General features: G+C 59.7%; 22 protein-coding genes. 2 read left to right on the top strand and 20 right to left on the bottom strand.

What is annotated here, in order from left to right; genetic code table 11:
- Positions 1-108: 108 nt before the first annotated feature.
- The 5 genes from AC19YR_RS22645 to AC19YR_RS22625 all read right to left on the bottom strand — a co-directional run bounded on the left by AC19YR_RS22645 (position 109) and on the right by AC19YR_RS22625 (position 6,287).
- Complete coding sequence (locus AC19YR_RS22645) at positions 109-381, bottom strand: hypothetical protein (RefSeq protein WP_500600245.1); 273 nt, start codon at positions 379-381, stop codon at positions 109-111.
- Positions 382-686: 305 nt separating this feature from the next.
- On the bottom strand, positions 687-4,241 hold the full coding sequence (locus AC19YR_RS22640; protein ID WP_500600244.1) for a TipJ family phage tail tip protein: 3,555 nt from the start codon (positions 4,239-4,241) through the stop codon (positions 687-689).
- 59 nt (positions 4,242-4,300) lie between these two features.
- Complete coding sequence (locus AC19YR_RS22635) at positions 4,301-4,903, bottom strand: tail assembly protein (RefSeq protein ID WP_500600242.1); 603 nt, start codon at positions 4,901-4,903, stop codon at positions 4,301-4,303.
- A gap of 509 nt (positions 4,904-5,412) precedes the next feature.
- The gene (locus AC19YR_RS22630; protein ID WP_176465146.1) at positions 5,413-5,658 is read right to left on the bottom strand and encodes a hypothetical protein; all 246 of its coding nucleotides are present in this window, start codon (positions 5,656-5,658) and stop codon (positions 5,413-5,415) included.
- A gap of 365 nt (positions 5,659-6,023) precedes the next feature.
- Positions 6,024-6,287, bottom strand: coding sequence for a hypothetical protein (locus tag AC19YR_RS22625; RefSeq protein WP_500600241.1), 264 nt, complete (start codon positions 6,285-6,287; stop codon positions 6,024-6,026).
- A gap of 123 nt (positions 6,288-6,410) precedes the next feature.
- Between AC19YR_RS22625 and AC19YR_RS22620 the strand changes: the two genes are divergently transcribed.
- Positions 6,411-6,656 (top strand): hypothetical protein, encoded by a 246-nt coding sequence (locus tag AC19YR_RS22620; protein ID WP_500600239.1) that lies wholly within the window; start codon positions 6,411-6,413, stop codon positions 6,654-6,656.
- Positions 6,657-6,761: 105 nt separating this feature from the next.
- Here the strand turns inward: AC19YR_RS22620 and AC19YR_RS22615 are convergent, their stop codons facing one another.
- From AC19YR_RS22615 to AC19YR_RS22545, 15 genes are all read right to left on the bottom strand, one after another.
- Positions 6,762-7,526 carry a C40 family peptidase gene (locus AC19YR_RS22615; protein WP_500600237.1) on the bottom strand — a complete coding sequence of 255 codons (765 nt, stop codon included), beginning with the start codon at positions 7,524-7,526 and terminating at the stop codon, positions 6,762-6,764.
- 2 nt (positions 7,527-7,528) lie between these two features.
- Positions 7,529-8,281 carry a phage minor tail protein L gene (locus AC19YR_RS22610; RefSeq protein ID WP_500600236.1) on the bottom strand — a complete coding sequence of 251 codons (753 nt, stop codon included), beginning with the start codon at positions 8,279-8,281 and terminating at the stop codon, positions 7,529-7,531.
- A gap of 13 nt (positions 8,282-8,294) precedes the next feature.
- Positions 8,295-8,633 (bottom strand): phage tail protein, encoded by a 339-nt coding sequence (locus AC19YR_RS22605; RefSeq protein WP_095110567.1) that lies wholly within the window; start codon positions 8,631-8,633, stop codon positions 8,295-8,297.
- A gap of 3 nt (positions 8,634-8,636) precedes the next feature.
- Complete coding sequence (locus AC19YR_RS22600) at positions 8,637-11,678, bottom strand: phage tail tape measure protein (RefSeq protein ID WP_500600234.1); 3,042 nt, start codon at positions 11,676-11,678, stop codon at positions 8,637-8,639.
- Positions 11,679-11,705: 27 nt separating this feature from the next.
- Positions 11,706-12,008, bottom strand: a complete 303-nt coding sequence (locus AC19YR_RS22595; protein ID WP_500600233.1) for a DUF1799 domain-containing protein — start codon at positions 12,006-12,008, stop codon at positions 11,706-11,708.
- 17 nt (positions 12,009-12,025) lie between these two features.
- Positions 12,026-12,406, bottom strand: coding sequence for a phage tail assembly chaperone (locus tag AC19YR_RS22590; protein WP_500600232.1), 381 nt, complete (start codon positions 12,404-12,406; stop codon positions 12,026-12,028).
- 3 nt (positions 12,407-12,409) lie between these two features.
- Complete coding sequence (locus AC19YR_RS22585) at positions 12,410-13,066, bottom strand: phage tail protein (RefSeq protein ID WP_500600231.1); 657 nt, start codon at positions 13,064-13,066, stop codon at positions 12,410-12,412.
- A gap of 73 nt (positions 13,067-13,139) precedes the next feature.
- Complete coding sequence (locus tag AC19YR_RS22580; RefSeq protein WP_500600229.1) at positions 13,140-13,556, bottom strand: phage tail terminator-like protein; 417 nt, start codon at positions 13,554-13,556, stop codon at positions 13,140-13,142.
- Positions 13,553-14,149 (bottom strand): hypothetical protein, encoded by a 597-nt coding sequence (locus AC19YR_RS22575; protein WP_500600227.1) that lies wholly within the window; start codon positions 14,147-14,149, stop codon positions 13,553-13,555. Before AC19YR_RS22575 ends, AC19YR_RS22580 begins: the two co-directional genes overlap by 4 nt.
- Before the next feature lie 113 nt (positions 14,150-14,262).
- Positions 14,263-14,574, bottom strand: a complete 312-nt coding sequence (locus AC19YR_RS22570; protein ID WP_275958729.1) for a hypothetical protein — start codon at positions 14,572-14,574, stop codon at positions 14,263-14,265.
- A 104-nt stretch (positions 14,575-14,678) separates the two neighbouring features.
- Positions 14,679-15,047: a hypothetical protein gene (locus AC19YR_RS22565; protein ID WP_500600224.1), complete on the bottom strand. Its 369-nt coding sequence runs from the start codon at positions 15,045-15,047 to the stop codon at positions 14,679-14,681.
- A 203-nt stretch (positions 15,048-15,250) separates the two neighbouring features.
- Positions 15,251-15,754 carry a DnaT-like ssDNA-binding protein gene (locus AC19YR_RS22560; protein ID WP_500600223.1) on the bottom strand — a complete coding sequence of 168 codons (504 nt, stop codon included), beginning with the start codon at positions 15,752-15,754 and terminating at the stop codon, positions 15,251-15,253.
- 58 nt (positions 15,755-15,812) lie between these two features.
- The gene (locus AC19YR_RS22555) at positions 15,813-16,388 is read right to left on the bottom strand and encodes a hypothetical protein (protein WP_500600221.1); all 576 of its coding nucleotides are present in this window, start codon (positions 16,386-16,388) and stop codon (positions 15,813-15,815) included.
- A 49-nt stretch (positions 16,389-16,437) separates the two neighbouring features.
- A complete protein-coding gene (locus tag AC19YR_RS22550) occupies positions 16,438-17,406 on the bottom strand; it encodes a major capsid protein (RefSeq protein ID WP_008431834.1) in 969 nt (322 codons plus the stop codon).
- Between the two features lie 11 nt (positions 17,407-17,417).
- Positions 17,418-18,125: a hypothetical protein gene (locus tag AC19YR_RS22545; RefSeq protein ID WP_500600220.1), complete on the bottom strand. Its 708-nt coding sequence runs from the start codon at positions 18,123-18,125 to the stop codon at positions 17,418-17,420.
- 125 nt (positions 18,126-18,250) lie between these two features.
- Here AC19YR_RS22545 and AC19YR_RS22540 point away from each other — a divergent pair, with 125 nt between their 5' ends.
- Positions 18,251-18,736 carry a hypothetical protein gene (locus AC19YR_RS22540; RefSeq protein ID WP_092489141.1) on the top strand — a complete coding sequence of 162 codons (486 nt, stop codon included), beginning with the start codon at positions 18,251-18,253 and terminating at the stop codon, positions 18,734-18,736.
- Positions 18,737-18,741: the final 5 nt, after the last annotated feature.

Genomic DNA, 18,741 nt, shown 5'->3' with positions numbered 1-18,741 from the left:
AGGCTGAAGCCTTGGGCATTGCCGATTTGAATGGTGGCGCGTTCTTCAACGCTGAGTTCGGAATAGGACATAGGGGCAGCACCGTACCGGAAAGGTCAGGTGTTGCACTCAGTTTTTGCCGCCGCCATGAATAAAAACGATAGGACTTCTGGCATTGTTTACAGTAAAGCCCCACAGACCATCCCCATCACTAGTGTCAGACCTGACAACTGAAATGGTCCAGTTAGCACCATTTGTAGGATTTAACCCAGCGGAACGAAGATACCGACGAGTCCACCCTTGAATAAATTGCATATTTCCGCTTTTGACAAGACCATAGGTAATTTTGTCAGTATCAAAAAGTATTTCACCGCTGGGCTTTTTTACAATCAGGTTTGCCATTTAATAGTACCCGTAAAATATTTCGCAGTTAGCATTGAAAAACCCCCAGCTACCTCCTGGGTGAGAATACTGCCAAGTCAAGCTCGCACCTGATAGGGTGACGCCAGGTTTTTTACCATTTGGACCTTGCAAATCAACAAGCGGAACAACAATGAAATAAGCAGTTTTCCCAGAGGGTGGGGCCGGGATAGTTGCCGATCCATTAGCGCCTCCCGTTACCACGCTGCCCATGTGCTGGCTGATGCTCATCGTCATATCGACCATCAGCCTATTTAGTGCATCTCTAATTACAAGCCCCGTCATTGTTAGATACTCAAGTCGATCCCCAAGACGCCATTGGGGTGGTAGAACCGAATTGATCCATTGGACATGGTCATGCGGCCTTGCCCGGGAGCATATCCATTCATTTCCCATGGCCCTGTTCTTGGAAGTATCCAGCCGGTAAGGCCTGCCACGTAATCCGTTGACTGGAGCGCTCCGCCAATCTTGGCGTTAGTAATTGTTCCGTCCTGAATAAACGCCGACCGTATAAACGTCTGCCCTCCCGTAATAGAGAAGGGCGAAACCGGTGTGCCATTGACCAGGTTCAGCAGCATGAAAGTGTCTGCCCGCACAACGAACTGCGACGACACGCCGGAAGGGTCAACCTGCAAGCCCAGACCAAACGACGCGGCGTAGAGCTGCCCGCCGGCCGTGGCTTCCATCTTCACCGACCACAAGGTCGACAGCTTCCCATTGGTTTCCGCCAGGGCCTCGGTGGCTTGCTGCACTGCGGCCTTGTTGTCGCCCACTTCGGCCGAGAGCTGGACAAGGCTTTGCGACATCGCCAGCTCATTGGTGGCCACCACCTTCTCCAGCGTGGTCAGGTTCGCCGCGTTGTCGCCCACTTTGGCATCCAGCGTGCTGGTGCGCTGCGCTATCGCCTCGTTCTCCGAGGCCCGGGTCTTCTCCTCGTTCGCGATGGCTGCCGTGCTGGCCCAGCCCTTGAGTGCATCCACCTTTGATCCGTTGCCGTCATCGTCGCCGCGCCAGGACGAGCGCAGCGCGTTGAACGCCGAGGCATGGGCCATGACCTTGCCATCGACCGCGGTGATGTCCGTGGTGTTCGTGTTCACCTGCTGGGCCAGGCCGTTGGCGGATTCGACCGACTGCCCCACATCCAGCCAGTACGTGGCGTTCGGCGGTGGCTTGTTGATCGGAACCGGTCCCTTGGCCTGGTACAGCAACTGGCCCTGGCGCACGATGGCGTTCTTCACGTAGGTCTTGGTCGGGTCGTAGCTCTCGTCCAGCGCATCGATCTGGGTTTGCAGCCCGGGGATTTTCTCGATCTCGCCGATCAAGTGCTCGCCCAGCTCCGTTTCGGTAATCTTGCCCTCCAGCAGGTCCAGAATCGGCCCTGCCTCAGAGCTCGCCTGCCCCATCACCCCAGCCCCAGTCGGGTAGAACGGCCCGATGTTGCCGGTGCGATCCACCAACCGCGCCCAGAAGAAGAACTGCGCACCCGCCTGCAAGCTCTGCATCGAGTGCTCGCTTTGTGGGTAGGACAGGTCGGCCAGCTTGGTCGCGCTGGCGATGTTCGGTGTAGGCCCGTACCAGATTTCCGTACGCTGGGTATCCTCGGCACCCGCAGGGAAGCCCCACTTTTGGCCGATGCCGAACAGGAGGCTGGTGGTGGTCAGGAACGCCACCGCCGGCGGCAAGCCTACCTTGCCGTTGAGCTGGGTCAGCAGCGAATCCTTCCAGACTGACGAAATCTCGAAAGCGCTGACGGCGCGCACCCGGGCCAGATAAGCGCCCGCGTAGATGCCGACCACGTCCACGCCCAAGGCGCCGGTACGGGGCAGCTTGACCCAGTTGCCATTGTCCTTACGCCATTCCACGTCATAGCCCACGGCACCCGCCACCGAAGGCCAGGCAATGGTCATGGTGGTCACGGCCAAACCCTGATCCACGGCAGAGTTCGACGTTAGCGTTACGCTGGCCGGGGCCGGGACAACGCTGATGGGAATCACGCTGATCGGGCGTTCTTCAAGCCGCGCGCCGGTGTCAATGTGAGCGAACTTGCTCGGGTCGTACTGAATCGCCGTGATTTCAAACACACCTGGCTCGGGCCGCGAAACACTGGTGACCCGGTAAAGTGGAACGGCTAGGTCTGGAGCATCCAGCGCCCAAACAAGCTGCGGCTCTGGCGCCATGGAGTAAGCGGTCGTCACAGTCACAGCGCGGCCGCTGACCAGTTGCACGGTGCGGCCCTCGCACTTGCCATTAGGCAGGTTGAGAATCAGGCGATCACCGGCCTTAGCCTGTGTGTCACGGTCCAGGGTAATAACCCGCCCCGCTACCGCTGAAATGCGCCCGCCCACCGCCCGGCCCGCCAGCAACTCATCCGCCACCGGGATCACGTAGCCAGGCAGCGGGATGCGCCCGTCCAGGCCGACCTTGAAGGAAATGGCCCGATCTTTGGAGTTCGTCAGCAACGCCCACTTGCCGCGGCGCTGGGCCTCGGACTCACGGGTGCAGCCAATTGCACTCAGCTCCAGTGGGTTGTCGCCATAGCGCCGCTGTAGCTTCGGGTCGGTCACGGACGTGACGTCGGTATCGTAGTTGTTGCCCGGGTTGTCGTAGCTGATGAGGGCGCGGCTGTAGCGTGTGCGCTCGGAGGCGCTGTTGTAGCTGAACTTGCCATCGATGACGTTGGCCCGGGTGTAGGCAAAGTCGAAGTCCGTCGCCCGCGGCATATCGGCCAGCGTGAACACCTGGCCCTGGGCCCAATAGGTCATGCCCCGATAAATCGACGAGATGTCGCGCAGCAGCGACCAGGCATCAGCCTTGCCCTGGAGGTTCAAGTTGCAGATGAATCGCGGCTCCATGCCGCCCTTGCCGTCCGGGACCATCTGGTCGCAATACTGGGAAATCCGGTACAGCTCCCATTTATCGACTTGCCAGGGCTTGATCCGGCGGCCAAGGCCAAAGCGGTCGTTGACCGTGATGCCGTAGGTGACCCAAGCCGGATTGTCCGTCCAGGCCTGCTTAAAAGTCCCGTCCCAAATCCCGCTGTAGGTCCTGCTCTCTGGATCGTAGTTGCTGGGAACCTGCCACTTACGCCCGCGGCAGTCGACGGTGACCGCCGGGATGTTGCGGAACTGCTCCGCCGAGAATTCGATGTAGAGCAATGCGGTGTTCGGGTAGCGCAGCTTGGCGTCAATCACCTCAGTGAAGCCGGCAACCTGCATGGTGTCGGCAATTTTGTTGTTGTTCTGGTTTGGCGTGATGCGGGTGACGCGGATCAGCCAGCCACTGGACGCGGCCGGCAGATCAATGCGGCGGGTGCGCTCGTAGGTGCTGGTGGTCTTGCCGTCTACCGCATCGCTCAGCACCTGCTGATAGGCGCCGCCATCGGTTGCCAGCTCAACCTTGTACTCAATCCGGTAACCCTTGATGTTGTTTTTGCTGTCTACGGACTGGAGCGCGGGCCAGGCGAAGCGCAGGCGCACCGCCGACAGGTCGGTGTTGCTGATCGCCCGAACCCACGGCGTGCCACTGCGCAGCTCAGTGCTGATGGTGGTTTCATTCTCGACTGAAGGAATGCCCTGGATATAGCGCTGATCCACAGAGCCGGTGCGCCACTCGAACTTGACGTTCGGGAAGTTCATATTGCCCTGAGGGTCTTGCAAGGGCGTGTTGTCGAGGTAGATATCTCGCGCCGTCGGAATTCGCTCATCAAACTCCCCTTCGCCCACCGCGATCAGCATCTTGGCGACAGCGATGGAGCGCAGGCTGTCAGGGGCCTCGGTTGGCGTCTTGGGCTTCTCCGATCCGCCTTTCTCGCCACTGATTTCAATCTTGCGTGCTGCGCCCATGCTTTTCTCCAGGCAATAAAAAACCGCCTCTCGGGCGGCTGCGATATTCGGGTGTATGGCTACATCTGGTCTTCGGCATAAATCCCAGCACTGATAATCGCGCCACCCCAGCGCCGCCGGCCAATGCACAACGGGACAGGGTTGCCGGATGCGGTGGTGTTCTTGGCGCTGCCAAAGGCGTAGCCGGGGGTGTTCTCAGGGGCTGCGCTGGTCTTAAGGCCCTTGGCCTGAGGGCTGAGCATTTGGATAACGCCGCCGAGCGCCATCGACCCGCCGCCCATGCCAACTGCCAGCGTGGTTGCGGCGGACCAGCCAAGTGGGTTCCAGAAGGACAAGGCGATGATCGCTACTCCAATCACCGTTTGCAGCAAACCCGCCCGCTTGCTGCCGCAAATCACAGGAGCAATGATGATGTCGCCACGGCCTTGATAGCCGAGTTCTTTCTCGCCGATATTGCGGCCCCCGCGAAAGAAGGCGAACTCGAGCCCTCGGGATTTCGCATTCCCCAGGAATCGCTCAAACCCTGGGATCAAAACGCAAAGGGCCTTTACCGCCTCGGCCGGGGATTGCACGGACAGCCGATGAGACTTCCCGAACTGGCGCAGGGCCCCATACAGGCGCACCACAGTAATTGGCTGATACTCAATTGCAGATGCTGCCATGTCATTCTCCAGACAATAAAAAAGCCACCCGAAGGTGGCTTATTGGTAAATCCCGACCTAGCCGGCGCAGGACCGCACCACATCGGTGACTCTCTCAAGCGGCGACTGCCAGGTCCTGTAAAAGTGATATCGCACGACTGACCCGCCTTTGACTGGCGTCACATCAACCAGGTGCAACGGCGACTGCGAGTCGGGAGCCATAACGGTGAACCGATCCCCTGATGTCTGCATAACTCCGCCGATGCCTGCACCCAGCACAGTGGTGCCCTGCCATCCGTCACGAATGCACTCAGCAACCTTACCGGCAGGCTTGCTGGACTTAAGGGAGATCAAAGGCGGAGTGCTTCGGGTGTCGGCTACGCTGGTGCACCCCGCCAGCCCCAGAACCGCCATCGCCACGATCAAAATTCGCATGTCGTTCCCTCTTTGGTTTGGCGGGACTGTAGCACTGAGGGCCCAGATGCAAAAAGCCCAGCGCGGGGCCGGGCTTTATAAGTTTGCTTCCAACTTTACAGCGAGCGCAGCTCAGTGAATGCCCGAGCAATGCAGTACGGAATCACTGCGCAAGTCAAGCCCATTGCAGCTGCAGCGGCTTCTTGCGGCGCACTAGTTGCCGCGTACATTCCACCGAAGCCCACAATTGCACCAATCAATGACATAAAGATGGTGACGCCCCACATAAATTTAGCCAACTTGATTCCCTTCAGTGAGTGGTTTTCTCTTGCTCGCCCGCAGAGGGCGAGCTGCTCTTCCACAGAGGAATCTACAGTCGCGGTTGAGTAAGGTCAATTTGACATCACTTCCCGCTCAGTCCTGTCCAAGCATCCAGCGTGGATGGAATGCCAGTAGCTGGGCCGGGGTTTTGCGTAGTAGCGTTAGGCCCTTGTAAAGCCGGGAGGGGCGGTCATGTCAATCAGGAGCCTTGCGAAGAATCTTCCCAAAGATCCCGACAATTTAGGATCTGTCCTGGGGTGGGGAGTGGTCCAGAAATCCCCATGGAGGTTCATCGACATTTATGCATCGAAGGGCGCAGCCCAGGTCGAGGCTGCCGCTAGAGGTCCTCGTAATAGCGTCGAATATGGATCTCACAGGCTTGGCACAGACGAATTCGTCGGCGGCCTTATACCGCCGAATTGACCGGGAGATTTTTCTCTGAAAAATAGATCCTCCCAGGACCTGACACAAGCTCGGCAATGAGCCCTGGCTTGCCGGTGTAGCTACGGCTGTAGCCTTCTTCGCTCTGGCGCTTGCCGGAGAATTTCATCCGATCAATCTCGACACCGCCATCCAGAATGGCGACCTCGGTTTCAGCGCCGCAGAGAACGCCGTCGGTAACGGTGAAGAGGTCGTGAATGGTCAGCAAGTAGCGCTGGCTTGGCTGCATACAGCCCTCCTGCTGCCGGATGGGCAGCGAGAAATGAATTGAAGGATTTCCCCAGTCCTTCGCCTGCAAGCCCAAGGACTGGGGTTGCGCCAATTTCGGCGCGTTTATGACCTGGAGGTCAAGATGGCAACACCAGTAAGCTCCACCGAGGCAGGGATCATCGCCGCATTCGGCGCAATATCGCTTTACTTGCGATCGCGCCCCGACTACGACGAGGCCGAACTGCAAAAGTACGTTAATTTCTTCAAAAACACCCGGCAGCCGTCGGCAGATTCGGGTGCGTTCAACCTTGCTCTCGACGCTGTCGGCGGTGATCTGAGCAATGTTCAAGAAGCCATCAAAAATGGCGTGGGGGCCAATCCTCTTTAATTGACGGGTGCATTGTCGCGAATTACAACTCCGGCAATGCTCACTTTTTCATCTTCAGTTACTTCAAATGGCTGATTCATATATTTCTCCTGCGGCCCTGCCGCGTCATGTTGGTTGTTTTGCGTCTTTGTGCCTGAGGATCAGGCGTGCTCGGTCGTGCCAGGGCCCACCGAAAATCACGATTTCCGAAGGTCGCCCGTACATGTGGTGCAGCATGAAAGGCCCAGGGCCGAATGCACCTGACTCTTCGCCCGGTAACCCCGCACCTGTGCCGAGGTAGATCCCGGCGTGGTTCGGGTGAGCCGTCCGGCCAACAGCCATGACGATCATGTCGCCCCGCTGCGGCTGATCCACCCGCACGAACCCGGCAGCCTCATAAGCCTGCTCGTACAGGCTCGGGCCGTCTGCCCGCTCCCACCAGCCGTCTTCGCGCGTGAACGCCTCGAACTCAATCCCCCACTCGCGCTTGTACCAGTCAGCGCAAACCTGCCAGCAATCCCAAGCACCGTGGACGAATGGGCGATTGAGCAGCGGCGTGTCGCCGGCGGGCGTGATGGTCCGTAGATCGCCTTCGGGCCAACTCAGGATATGCCAGGGCAAGGCTGTGGCCTCGCACATGGCCAGGTCGCGCGGTGAAGGCCGGCTGGTGGCGTCTGGGTGTGAGTGGACAATGCCAATCACCTCGCCCAGGTCTTCCGCCGCGGCGTAATCCTCGGGATCAAGCCGAAACTCTTCGTTCGGCTCCGTGGCGATGTTCCGGCAGGGGAAATACTTCTGCTTGCGCCCAATGGCCAGCAGCAGGCCGCACGATTCTTTCGGGTACTGGGCCGCCGCGTGCACCTGGATGGCGCTGATAACGTGTTTGCGCATGGTCAGCTCCGGGCAATCAGGGATACGGCAGGAAATCCGCCGTGGTTGAGTTCGTTGTTCTGGCCAAAGCGCAACTTGCACGACTTCAAGCCGCCCTTGCACTGATCCTTGCTGGGGTCGCTTGTAGGGGCGTCATCGTCATCGAACATCGCACTGCCGGTGTATTGGCAGTTCGGCCCGCGGTAGCCGCCGGTCATTGCCCAGTGGCAGAACGTTGTCATCTGGCGACCGGGCAACCCGTGGTCGTCGATCTCGCCCGGGGATGACAGATCCCACTGCACCACCTCGCCGTCTTCGCCGGTCTTCTGGTCGATGTACCAGATGTCCAGCGCCTCCTGCGTAGGGTCTGCGGTGGGGTTGCCTTCGGGGAAGTTCGCGGCATCCAGGTACTGGGCCAGGGTTTCGCGAATTGTCAGCTTGAACTTCACCAAGTCCTCGAAGGCCAGGCAGAGCGCTGTAACGCGCCCGTTGACGTTGCCCGCGCTGAACACCGGCCGTGCGGCCGTACCGTCGCTGTCCGACCCGATGCCTTCGACCTGCACCGGCCAAGCCGCGTACTCGTTGCCCTGCCACCAGATCGGCTTGGCCGGCAGCTCATCGGGTGAGTTTGCGTAAAGCGCCAGCTCTGCCGGGGTGTGCGGGATCGCATGCCCGTGGAAGCGCAGAATGTCGGCGCCGTACTCGCTGCCATCAATTTCAAACAGCCGCACTTCCCCGCCGGGCTCCAGCTTCTGGATGTCCGCGATTAATGCCATCAGGATTGCCCTTTTAAGGGTGAAAGGTTTGCTCGAAGGTGGCGGTCAGGCTGTAAGCGGAGCCGCCCCGGTGGATCGGCTTGAAGCCGTTGCACTTGTAAAGGCCAAGCTGGCCCAGGGGCGGCGTCCAGAGAAACGCCTTCGCGCCTTTATGCCGACGAAGGAAGTCGATGATCTCCTTGATCCTGGCAGCACTGCCCGTATGGCTGATCGGCCACGACTGCTGTTCGTTATTGATGCCATCCGACACCGACTGGCCGTAGCCATCGCCGAACTGCTGGGTACGGACGCGCTGGGTAACATCGCCCTCCGCGCCCTTCTCTATCTTCCATTTGAATGTTTCGAGTGCCATGGGTCATCCCTTCGCGCTTCGGTTACTGATACCGCCCTGGCGCCAGGACTTGACGATTTCTTCCTTCGCAACGCTGCGCATGCGCTCCTGCATGTTGCGTTGGAAGGCCTCGGTGTCGAGCTCCGCGCCCTCCGGCCGCCCTGATTCCTCATCGGTCATGAGCATGATCGGCATGCTGAGGCTGATCGATGTCCCGCCACCGCCACCCACAGCGACGACCCCAAGCTTGCCGCTGGACGTTCGAGCCAGAGGCATGATCGCCTCTTCCCCCGCCTCGCCCATGATCCCTCTCTTGCCGCCGGCCATGCCGAACGCCGTGGGCTTGCTGACGATGGAGTTGGTGAACGCCCCACCATCGGCAAACATCTGCACGCCTGAACTCCAGGCGCCGCCGTTGGCCTGAGTGGCGGCCCAGGTGTTGATGGTGTCGGGGCTATACCCTGCTGCGGTAGAACCCGCCGAGGTCGGCCCGCTACCGAAGTACGAGCCGACCGCAGATATCCCTACCCCCACAAGGGAGCTGAGCAGCCCCGACGCCGCCTGGCGCGTGGCGATCCTTGCCATATCCGCCAGAATCGACTTGGTGAAGTCCGCAAACGACAGCTTGCCTGTCATGGCGAAGTTGACGACCGCATCTTCCATAGAGCTGAACGCGTTGCCGAACAAGGCCTTGGTCTGGCCGGCCACGTTCTGCGCCGAATCCAGATAGTTGGCCCAGGCCGAGGTCGCGCCCTTGGTCCAATCGCCTTGGGCAGCCTCTACATCCGCGTAGTTCTGGCGGATCTGGTCGGTTGCCGCCGTGTTCGCATCGGCCAGGGCCTTGGATTTACGGCGGAACTCCTCATCCGACATATTGCGCGAAGGATCGGAGCGCTGGTTTTCCAGCTCCAGCGACTGCTGGGCAAAGCGGTCTTGCTGGCTGTTCAGCTCGCCGTTGAGCGCGTTCTGGCGATCGCCCTGGCCAACACCCAGAACTGCGCGCTGGCCGGCCAACTCCAAAGCTCGCTGCTGCTGACCCAGCGCCTGCACATAGGAGGTGATTGCCCGCTCCTGCTTGGCAAGACGCCCGGTTTCGTTGACGGCCAATACCTCAAGCTGGCTGTCCGCATCCTTCTGCGCCTTGACCATCCCTGCGCGCGCGTCGGCGATCTTCTGGTCCAGCTGGATGATTTGCGCGGCCGACGTGGTCTTCTTGCCCTTGGCGGCTTCCAGCGCGGCAATCTCTGCTTCGTAGGCTGCCGTTGTCTGGTCGAGCTGATTCCCGATCAGCGCCTGGCGCCGCAGCAGATAGTCTTCCTCGGACAGCAGGCCTGCCTTCTGCGCCGCCTCCAGTTCCTTCTGGTAGTTTTTGTAGGTGTCGGTGATGGCTGCCAGATCGTTCTTGGCGTTGTTGAAGCTGGTGAGGTCGACCTGCGTTCCGGCGGCTTTGGGATCCTTGAACTTGGCGTTGATGTTGGCAATGTTTTTGTCGACCGTTGCCTGGGCAAGGCGAGGATCGTTCGGCGCTACCTTGCGGATGTCGTCGAGCTGTTGCTTATAGTCCTCAAGCTCCTTGGTCCGCTTCTGCTCATTGGTCAGCGACGACTTGGTCAATGCGTCGACCTTCGTCATTGCCGTGACAGCCGCGCCTTGAGCCTTGGCCTGCTCACCCTCCCACTTGGCGATGTCGGCCTGGGCGGCTTTCTCGTCCTCCAGCATGTTCAGGCGGTTCTGCCGGAACTCGATCAGTGCATCCTTGGACTTTTGGCTCTGAAACAAACCGTCCATGTTCTGGGCTTCGAGCAGGTCCGACCTGGCATTCTCGATGTCCGAATTGATGTCACGCCGCCCGGCGTTTTTGAGACCGTCAGCTGCCTTGGCGACAGCGTTGTATGCGCGCTCCCAAAAGCTAAGGTTTTCCAGAATCTTCGGCGTACGCTCATTGATCGCATCGGCGTACTGCTCGGTGGCCAGCTTCACCGCGCCGGCATGGTCGCCCTGCTCTTCCAGTGCGGCGATCTGCGAGTAAACCGACGCCGTCAGGTAGTGGTACTGATCATTCAGCGCAGCAGACGCCTTGACCGGGTCGTCGGCCAGCTTGGAGAACTCAGCAACTGTCTCGCCCACCGCCTTGCCCGTGGCCTCCTGCATGGACACTGCAGCCTGGGCGATGCCGGTAAAGCTCTCGCCAGCGATCTTGCCGTTGCCAGCCAGCAGGGCCAAGACTTCGGCGGCCTGGCCAGTGGTGCCCACGGTAGCGCTGACCTGCCGCGCCATGTCGCCCAACTGGCCCGCACTCACGCCGGCGTAGTTGCCGGTGAGGATCAGTGATTCGTTGTACTTATCCTGTTCTTCACTGCCCTTGTAGTAGGCGACCCCAAGAGCGGCGACGGCGCCTGTCGCCAGGGCAATAGGCGCCAGCATGGCCAGAAGGCCGGCAGCCGATGCGCCAGCCCCCGCGCCTAGCTGGAGAACCGCACGAACGCCGCTCCCCCAGTCACCAGAGGACAGCGCGTTGCCCAGTTGCGTGACGTTTTCCTGCGCCTGGCGGGTGCCGAGGCGCAATTTGTCGAAACCAGTGGCGGTCTTTTCGAGCTTCGCGTAGTCCTTGTCGATCTTGCCCAGGGCCGAGTTGTACTGCTCCTGGCTAATGCGCCCAGCGTCGAGGTGCTTGCCCAACTGCTCAACCTGGGTGTCGAGCTTTGCCACGGCGGCCCGCGCCGGGTCGATGGCGCCCAGCAGGCTGTTCAAGGCCTTTTGTTCGTCCAGGGTCGATTTGGCCAGCGCTACCTGCTGCTTGTCGAGTTGGGCGGTGATCTTGGCAAACTCAGCCTCGCCATAGGCTCCGGTCTTCGTGAGCTTGGTCAGGGCCTCGCGCTGTTTTGTCAGCTCCTGTGTGGTAGTCGCACCTTTCGACAGCGACTTCTCCAGCGCCTGCATTTCGTTCATCAGGCTGGTGGCGGACTGCTCTGCCCGGCCGCCGGCCTTCGCCATTTCATCCAGGTTAGCTTTCGCCTGGATGGCATCAGCCGAGTCGATTTTTACGCCGAGCTCTGCAATATTCATCGACTCACCTTGAATAAATGCCCGTGGTTACGGGCTGTTTTCCCTTTCCTCCGCCATAACGCGCAGGGCTTCGCCTTCCAGCACCTGAAGGTCCGGGAAGATTTCAGCGAGTTTCTTTTTCTTGATGCCGAGGAATCCGGCCACGTCGCGGATGCAGGTGTAGTCGAGGCCGATCGCGCCGCCCGGGCCTGCTCGCCACTGGGTGGACATTCGGTTGAATAGGAGGAAGGCAGGCCAATTGCAGGGCCAGACCTCCACTTCTTCAACCAGATCGCCAGGGGCAAGGCCGAACATGCCGATAATCGTGTCGGGCACGCTCGGCGAGTACATAGCGCGGGCGGCGTCAGTTAGTTTCCCAGGCGGGCCTGGCTGTATGCGCCTTCGTAGGCCTTAACGACCGCCTCGGCGGCACCCTGGCAGGACTTCACGAATGCGACGATGTTGTCGTCGCTGTATTCGTCATCGAAGCCCCAGCCGACTACCAGGTCCTTGATCTGCTGGGTTTGCTGCTCGGTGTCCACGGCAACCACTTCCGACCAAGAAGGCTTGTCGCCCAGCGCGGCCCGCGCCTTGTTCCGCGCCTCGTTCCATTCATCGAACAGAGCGGCAAGCTCGGTGCGATCCCGGTACTTGAAGGTGAATTCGACCTTCTCGGGCGCGCTGCCGACGATCGGGATCAGCACGGGCGCATTGAACGTAGCCTTTTGCGCAATACGGATCTTAGCCATGGGTTAAACCACCGCAGTCAAGTAGCGGGTCGGCTCGGCCTGCAACGCCAAGCTGACGGTGCGGGTCAGCAGGTTGTTACGGGACACCGCTGGCTGTTTGGAGAACGACGTGTAGGTACCGTACAGCAGCGTGTCGTTACCGGGCAGGTTCAAGCGGGCCGCTTCGATCTGCTTGCCGGCGTCCGCCTTCAGCAGCACTCCGTTGAACGCCTGGGCCGGGTCGTCAGCGATGGTGAGTACCATGCTTGCCGCCGATTTGTCGGTGGGGATCTGCTTGCCCTGGTCATCCTCGAGGAAAACCACGTCCAGGTAGTTCTGTTCGCCGCCCGAGAAGGCAACGTCGGAGATCTGAGGGATCTGCACCCAGGTCAGCACCTTGCGCATCGTGCCTGCGCCACCAGCGACCGGATAGACCTGCGTGTCGGTAGTGTCGATGCCTTCTAGGGTAATCGCCGTGGCCGTGGCTGCCTTCACGCGCACCACCTTGCTATCCAGCTTGCTCCAGCCAGACGTCAACAGAACAATATCGCCGGCAGCGATGGTGCTGCCGACAACAGTGGCAACGGCCTCAGCGGCGTTGGTGATAGTGGCAAATGCCAGCGCAGCGGCATAGGTCGCGGCGTGCTGGAAGGTGCCGCCGTTCGGGATTTTGTAGCCCATGGGGTATTTCCTCTTTGCAGATATGAAAAAACCCGCTCAATGGCGGGTTCGTAGGTTTGCCCAATGGGCGGGATCAGTTCGTGTCGGCTCGGTACATGAACGAGACCGGGACGGTATAGTTTGAATCGCCAGTGATGCCGGGCCCTTGGTCAACCGGCGACATGGTGACCGCCGTGACGGCGCCCTTGGTGTCTCGGGCATACAGCGGGAACAGGATGCTCAACTCCGCTGCAATCGGGTTCGTCTCGGTCTTGCCGTCACCCGCCGGCGAGATGATGCTCACCTGGAACACGCCTGTATAAAGTCGGTGGTCCCCGCCGAGAGTGTTGCTCGCAGTGTCGCCTGGGATGGTGAAGGCCCGAAGGTACGTCTCGCCCTCAGCTGGAGCGTAGGCCGTGTTCTCGAAAACGATCTTGAGCTTGTCCGACCTGGCAGCGTTCCAGGCGATGAGCTTTGCCTCGTAGATCGAAGCGATGATTGCGTGACTCATACCTGGTTATTCCTGATGGCCTCCAGCACGATCTGCTGGAAGCGGGCCACGGTTACCCGGACCATTCCGCCAGGCGCCTGGGTCGAATGGCCGAACTCCAGCGGGATGGCATAACCGAGGCTGTTGGTGATGTAGCAGGTGTCGCCTGCCTTGAATTCGATAGCTCCAGCAGTGATACGCGCCGTTGACTTGGTGCCTGTCGGGTCAACCTCTTCGGTCGTGGCGTTGTTCGGTATACCGATACTGAACATCCAGTTACCACGGAACCGGCCGCCGACGTAGCCCTCAGGCGCTTTGATGTCCATGCCGTCGTTGAGCTTGCGGCCCTTCTTCAGCCTGCCCCCCTTCGTGAGGTTGGCCGGATCGCTACGCAGCGCGCTGTTGTGGTCATCGACAGCCTTGTTGTACTGCGTCGCCACAGCGTTCTGCGCCCAGATCTCCGGGTTGCCCACGGGCGACATGCGGATCAGGCTGCTGCCGACCTCGATAATGATCTCGCGCACGCTGGCGTCGATGGCTTCGCTGGTTTGGGCGGCGAACTCGGCCAGGCTCAGGGCGAAGCTGCCGGATTGATTCGCGTATTTTGTAGACACAATCAACTCCTCGTAAACCAAGCATGAAAAAACCCACTCAATGGTGGGTTTAGTAACGACGAATAATTGGTTGACGCCTACGAACGCCAATCAGGCAGTCATGCGACTACAGTTCAGTACTCCTTAAGTGCCTTGTCGGCCTCGATATCCTGATCAGCACAGGCTTTGACCATAGCAAATCCGTATTGGCGCATTTGCTTCATGCAACGCGCCACAGTTTTCTTGTACTCGTCTGGAATTTGCTTGATTTCAGCTACCGCGCTTAGATCCTGATCAACGCAAGCCTTCACCATTGCTGATCCGTAACTCCCCATCTGAACCTTGCATCGATCAATGATCTCTTTCTTTACATCAGTGTCCGCAAAGGCTGTAGTTGAGAAGAAAGCAGCCATGCTAACCAGAGTAATAATGCCGCGCATATCCATATACTTTGCTCACTGCGAAAGGGTTAAGGCACAACGCTATTACGAGCTCAATAGTTTGTCCATCCATCCCCCCCCACAATCATGAAGCTAGCCTGACGCGCGGCTCATGCCCGCACCTGCAGTTCATACAGAATCGGCGTGCCGGCGGGGTTGACCTCTTTCAGCGGAGGAACGATTGACCAGGTACGCCCCTGAGCGACCACTTTGTCGAGCAGCCCCGGCATCCAGGCCAACCCCTGCGCGGCGATCTTGAGCTTCTTGTCGCCCTGTTTGATCAGGCTGTTGTTCTGGAATTCTTGGCCGGTGAAGTCGAGCAGAATGCCCTGGGCGATCTGTTCGACAGTTGCCCCCGGCGCTTCCCCGCCCGTCTCCGGGTCGTACTCGCCCGGCTCCGTCTTGCTGATGGTCACGGGCTGGCCGAACTCTGTGATCATCTCCAGAGCCATCACGGCCATTTCGTCGTAGAAGGCCATGGTGGCTCCAGATGTGAAAAGCCCAACGCTATGACTGGGCCTTTGAATGGGTGCGGGGCGCCGGAGCTGATCCCGGCATACAAGGTTCCGTCCGGACTCGAACCGGCAACGTTGGTCGCAAACCCTGCAGGAGCGCCGGAATCTCACCGGCAAACCCGTGTAGCTTCCTCGCGCATCAGCCTACGCATTCCCCCACATTACAATTATGCACGAACAGCGAACAGCCCACGCTTCTGCAAATAATCCGCAAACTGCGTAGCGCTCGGCCGGTCCGGCGCCGCCGGCAACAGTCGGCCGCTAGTGTTCGGAATAGTCGCGTACTCGCGAGTTACCGCGCCCTCGACACGCTCCAGAGTTACCGCGCCCTTGCGCTTCTCCACCGGGTCGATATCGTCCTGATGAATCTCAGCGGCCAGGGCCATCTGCCCGTACTGGATGCGCGCCGGCAGGTAGTTGTTCGGCTTGATCTCCTGATCCAGCAGCACTTCCCGGCGCGGCCAGGACAAGGCCTGCTCGCTGCTCATCTTGCGGCCTTTCCAGGTCTTGCCATCCATCGCCAAGGCGGCCCGGCGCAGCAATGCTTCCTGCTCGGGAACGCCTGCGGGGATGACCGTGCCGAACTTCACGGCATACAGGGCCAGGTCCTCTGCGCTCGCATAGCTTTCGGCGTCAGGCTTGCCGGTACCGTCCTCGATGATAAGTGTCATGCGTCAACTCGCTGGAATGGTTTGAGATCGGCCACCGGGTCACCGGCAGCCAGCATTATCACGCCTTGGGCAGATCAGCGACGAGCTTTTCCAAGGATTCTTTCGAGGCGTTGGCCCGGTATGGCACCTTCGCTTCGTCGAGCTTGGCCTTCAGGTCGGCGATTTCCTTCGCTTCGGCATCCACCTGGCCGGCTTTGTCGACCTGCTGGAGAAGGCCATCTACCTGCAGTTGCAGAGCTTTCACCTTCTCGACTTCACCGTCACGCTCGCGGATGAGGCTTTCCACGCCGGCGTTTACCGCTTCGAACACCTGAAACAGGCGGTCAGCGATAGGGCCAAGTTCGCCTTCGGGGCGCACCAGCTCCTGATCAGCGAATGACTCGACGATCAGGCCGACAGATTCGAGTTCGGCACGGAATGCATCGATATTGACGCTGGAGTTACCACCATCGATCAGCAGCACCTTCGGCACTTCCTTGACCGTCACGTCAGGCACATCGTCGGCAGCATCTTCGCGGCTTTCGGTAACGCTTGCGTCGACGATGCGCAGGCCATTCGCCTTGGCCAGCGCCTTCACGTCTTCCTGATACTGGTGGAATGGACCAGGCAGATACCAGATGTTCTTGTTACTCATGATCGTGTCCTCGCCAAGCCGGGCGCTGGGCCCGACTCAGCTGTCAGGGTTACTTGGAGGCGTCACCGATAAGAGCCACACCGGCGGTGTGCTTGATGCTGGTGGCGGTCTTGTCCCAGTTGGTACCGGTCGCCAGTTCGGCGTCGGTTGGCGACTTGCCGCCAGTGGTGGTGTCCCAGGTGTAGCCCTTCAGGCCCAGGCCGAAGGTGTAGTCGGTCTGGAGCGTGGTTTCGATACGCTCCTTGCCGTTGGTGGTCTGGACGTTGCTGATGATGTCGCGGCCGTCGTGAACCAGCGCAGCACCTTGCACCAAGGACAGGATGATTTCTTTGTTCGGGGTGCCGGCCTGCATCAGCGCCGGGGCATCCGTCACAACGGAGATCTTGCCGAGGATGTCCACCACACGCACGTTGCCCGCCTGGAACAGCTGCTGCTGGTTCGCCAGGTTCTGGCCGACCAGCTTGTGATAGCTGGTGCCCTGCATCACCTGGGTTACCAGGTTCTGGCTTGCGTCGCCGAACTTCGCGTGGGCGTTGTTGAGGCCAGCGTAGGTGATGCCAGCGGTAGCCGACACATCGTTGACCGCGGCGGCCTGGGCGGTAATTGCAGCAACCAGGGCAGCGATCGCGGTGTTCAGCTGGTCCTTCAGCAGGATTTCAGCGAACGCGCGGCTGGCGACTTCGATGCCCTGGGCGGTTGGACGTTCCAGCCAAGTCATCTGCGATGGCTCGTAGCGGATCGGACCGAAGCCACCGGCAACTTTCACCGAAGTGTTCTTCAGCTCGGTCAGGTCGGTGGCAGCAACCGCGGCGTTCGCACTGTAGCGATCCACGCGGCGCTGGGCAGCGGCCAAGGTCTGGAAGAACGACTCTTGGAGGAAGTCGCCAGTGAAACCATCCGGAGACAGCACGATTGCGCCGCGGCTGGCAGCGTTGAAAGCGGCGAGATACTGATCCAGCGTCTCGAGAGTCGCTGGCATGATGTATTCGTTGAAAACCTGCATTTGCGACAGGGACATGGGTTATTTCCTTACGATTGTGGGAGATCCGGGAACCGGCTCGCGATCGCGGCCTGTCGTTCCTCTTTGGTGCCGCCGATTTTTCCTTTTGCGGCCCCGCCGCCACCTCCAGCACCAGCAGCCCCGCCGCCAGATGCCTTGCTACCCGCGATCAACGGCGCGAAGGCCGTGTCGTTTGCGAATTCTGCTTTCAGCTCATCCAGCGTTGCCGCCGAGAGCTTGCCCTGCTGGTCGAGGACGACCACAACAGGCTTCCCGTCGCGCTGCTCGACGCTCAGACGGCGTTCGATGTGCGGCAACAGGGCTTTGGCGCTGCCTGGGATTGCCAGAGCAGACGCGATGTCAGTAGCGGTACGGCCGACAGTCAGATCCCGGATCTGAGTGCTCAGCGTCCCACGCTCCTGCTCCAGCATGCCGTTCAGCTCAGCTTCGCGGCGGTTGTACTTTTCGGACCAGGACCTTTCGAGTTCTTCGACGTTGCCGGACTTGCGAGCGGCCTCTTCACGCTCTAGCCGGGCCTGCTCTTCCGCATCCTTACGAGCTTTCTCGGCGGCTTTCTTCTCGCCGAGCAGCTCATCAACCTTGGCCTTCAGGCCGGATACATCTTCTTGCTGCGGAAGACCTTCAATGCCGAGTACGAACTTGCCGTCCTTCTCGGTGTAAAGAGCGCGCACGGCTTCGTCGACACCATCAAGGGTGTCAATTTGAAATTTGATCATTTTCGTTCCCCTGGAACTTGAGAGAGGCCCGGCCTCTATTTTTTACAACGAAGAGTTTACAGCGAGCTTTATTGTAGATAGAATCGCCCTACAACGAAGCCACTACAACTCAAAGGAATACAACGATGAACGGCGTACAGTTTTTACACGACACCCTTGGAAACCCAGTATTTGCTGTACTCCCAATTGATCACTACCGTCGTCTGACCGATCAAAACCAAACCGTGATTGATGTTCAACCGCCCAACCTACTTGTAGATGGAGAATTTACAGTTAAGCTTCCCTATGGTGGCGCGGACGCGTACCTCGATATACGCGCGCTGGTTCGCCACCTTCTGAAAAATGAGATTTATGACCTGGCGATTAATCAGCGCGCACAGTCATTGGACCAGTACCCGCCAGAGCAACGCATGACTCTTGATCCAATCATTCGCCATGACTTTTTGCCTGCATCGTCGCCTTACAAGAACACCATGCAAGCAACAGGTGAGGTGGTCGAGGCGCTCGTGAAATCGGGCTACTTCGTACGCATAAAAAAGAAATACCCATACCTCAGCCGCACGGTAAACGCGCTGGCGATCGTGACTGAGAAGGCTGCGGACCTCAAATAGCTGTC

The organism is Pseudomonas sp. MF08817 (assembly GCF_059862705.1).
Note: the sequence above shows the minus strand (reverse complement) of the source record. Positions and strands in the feature narration are given on the sequence as shown.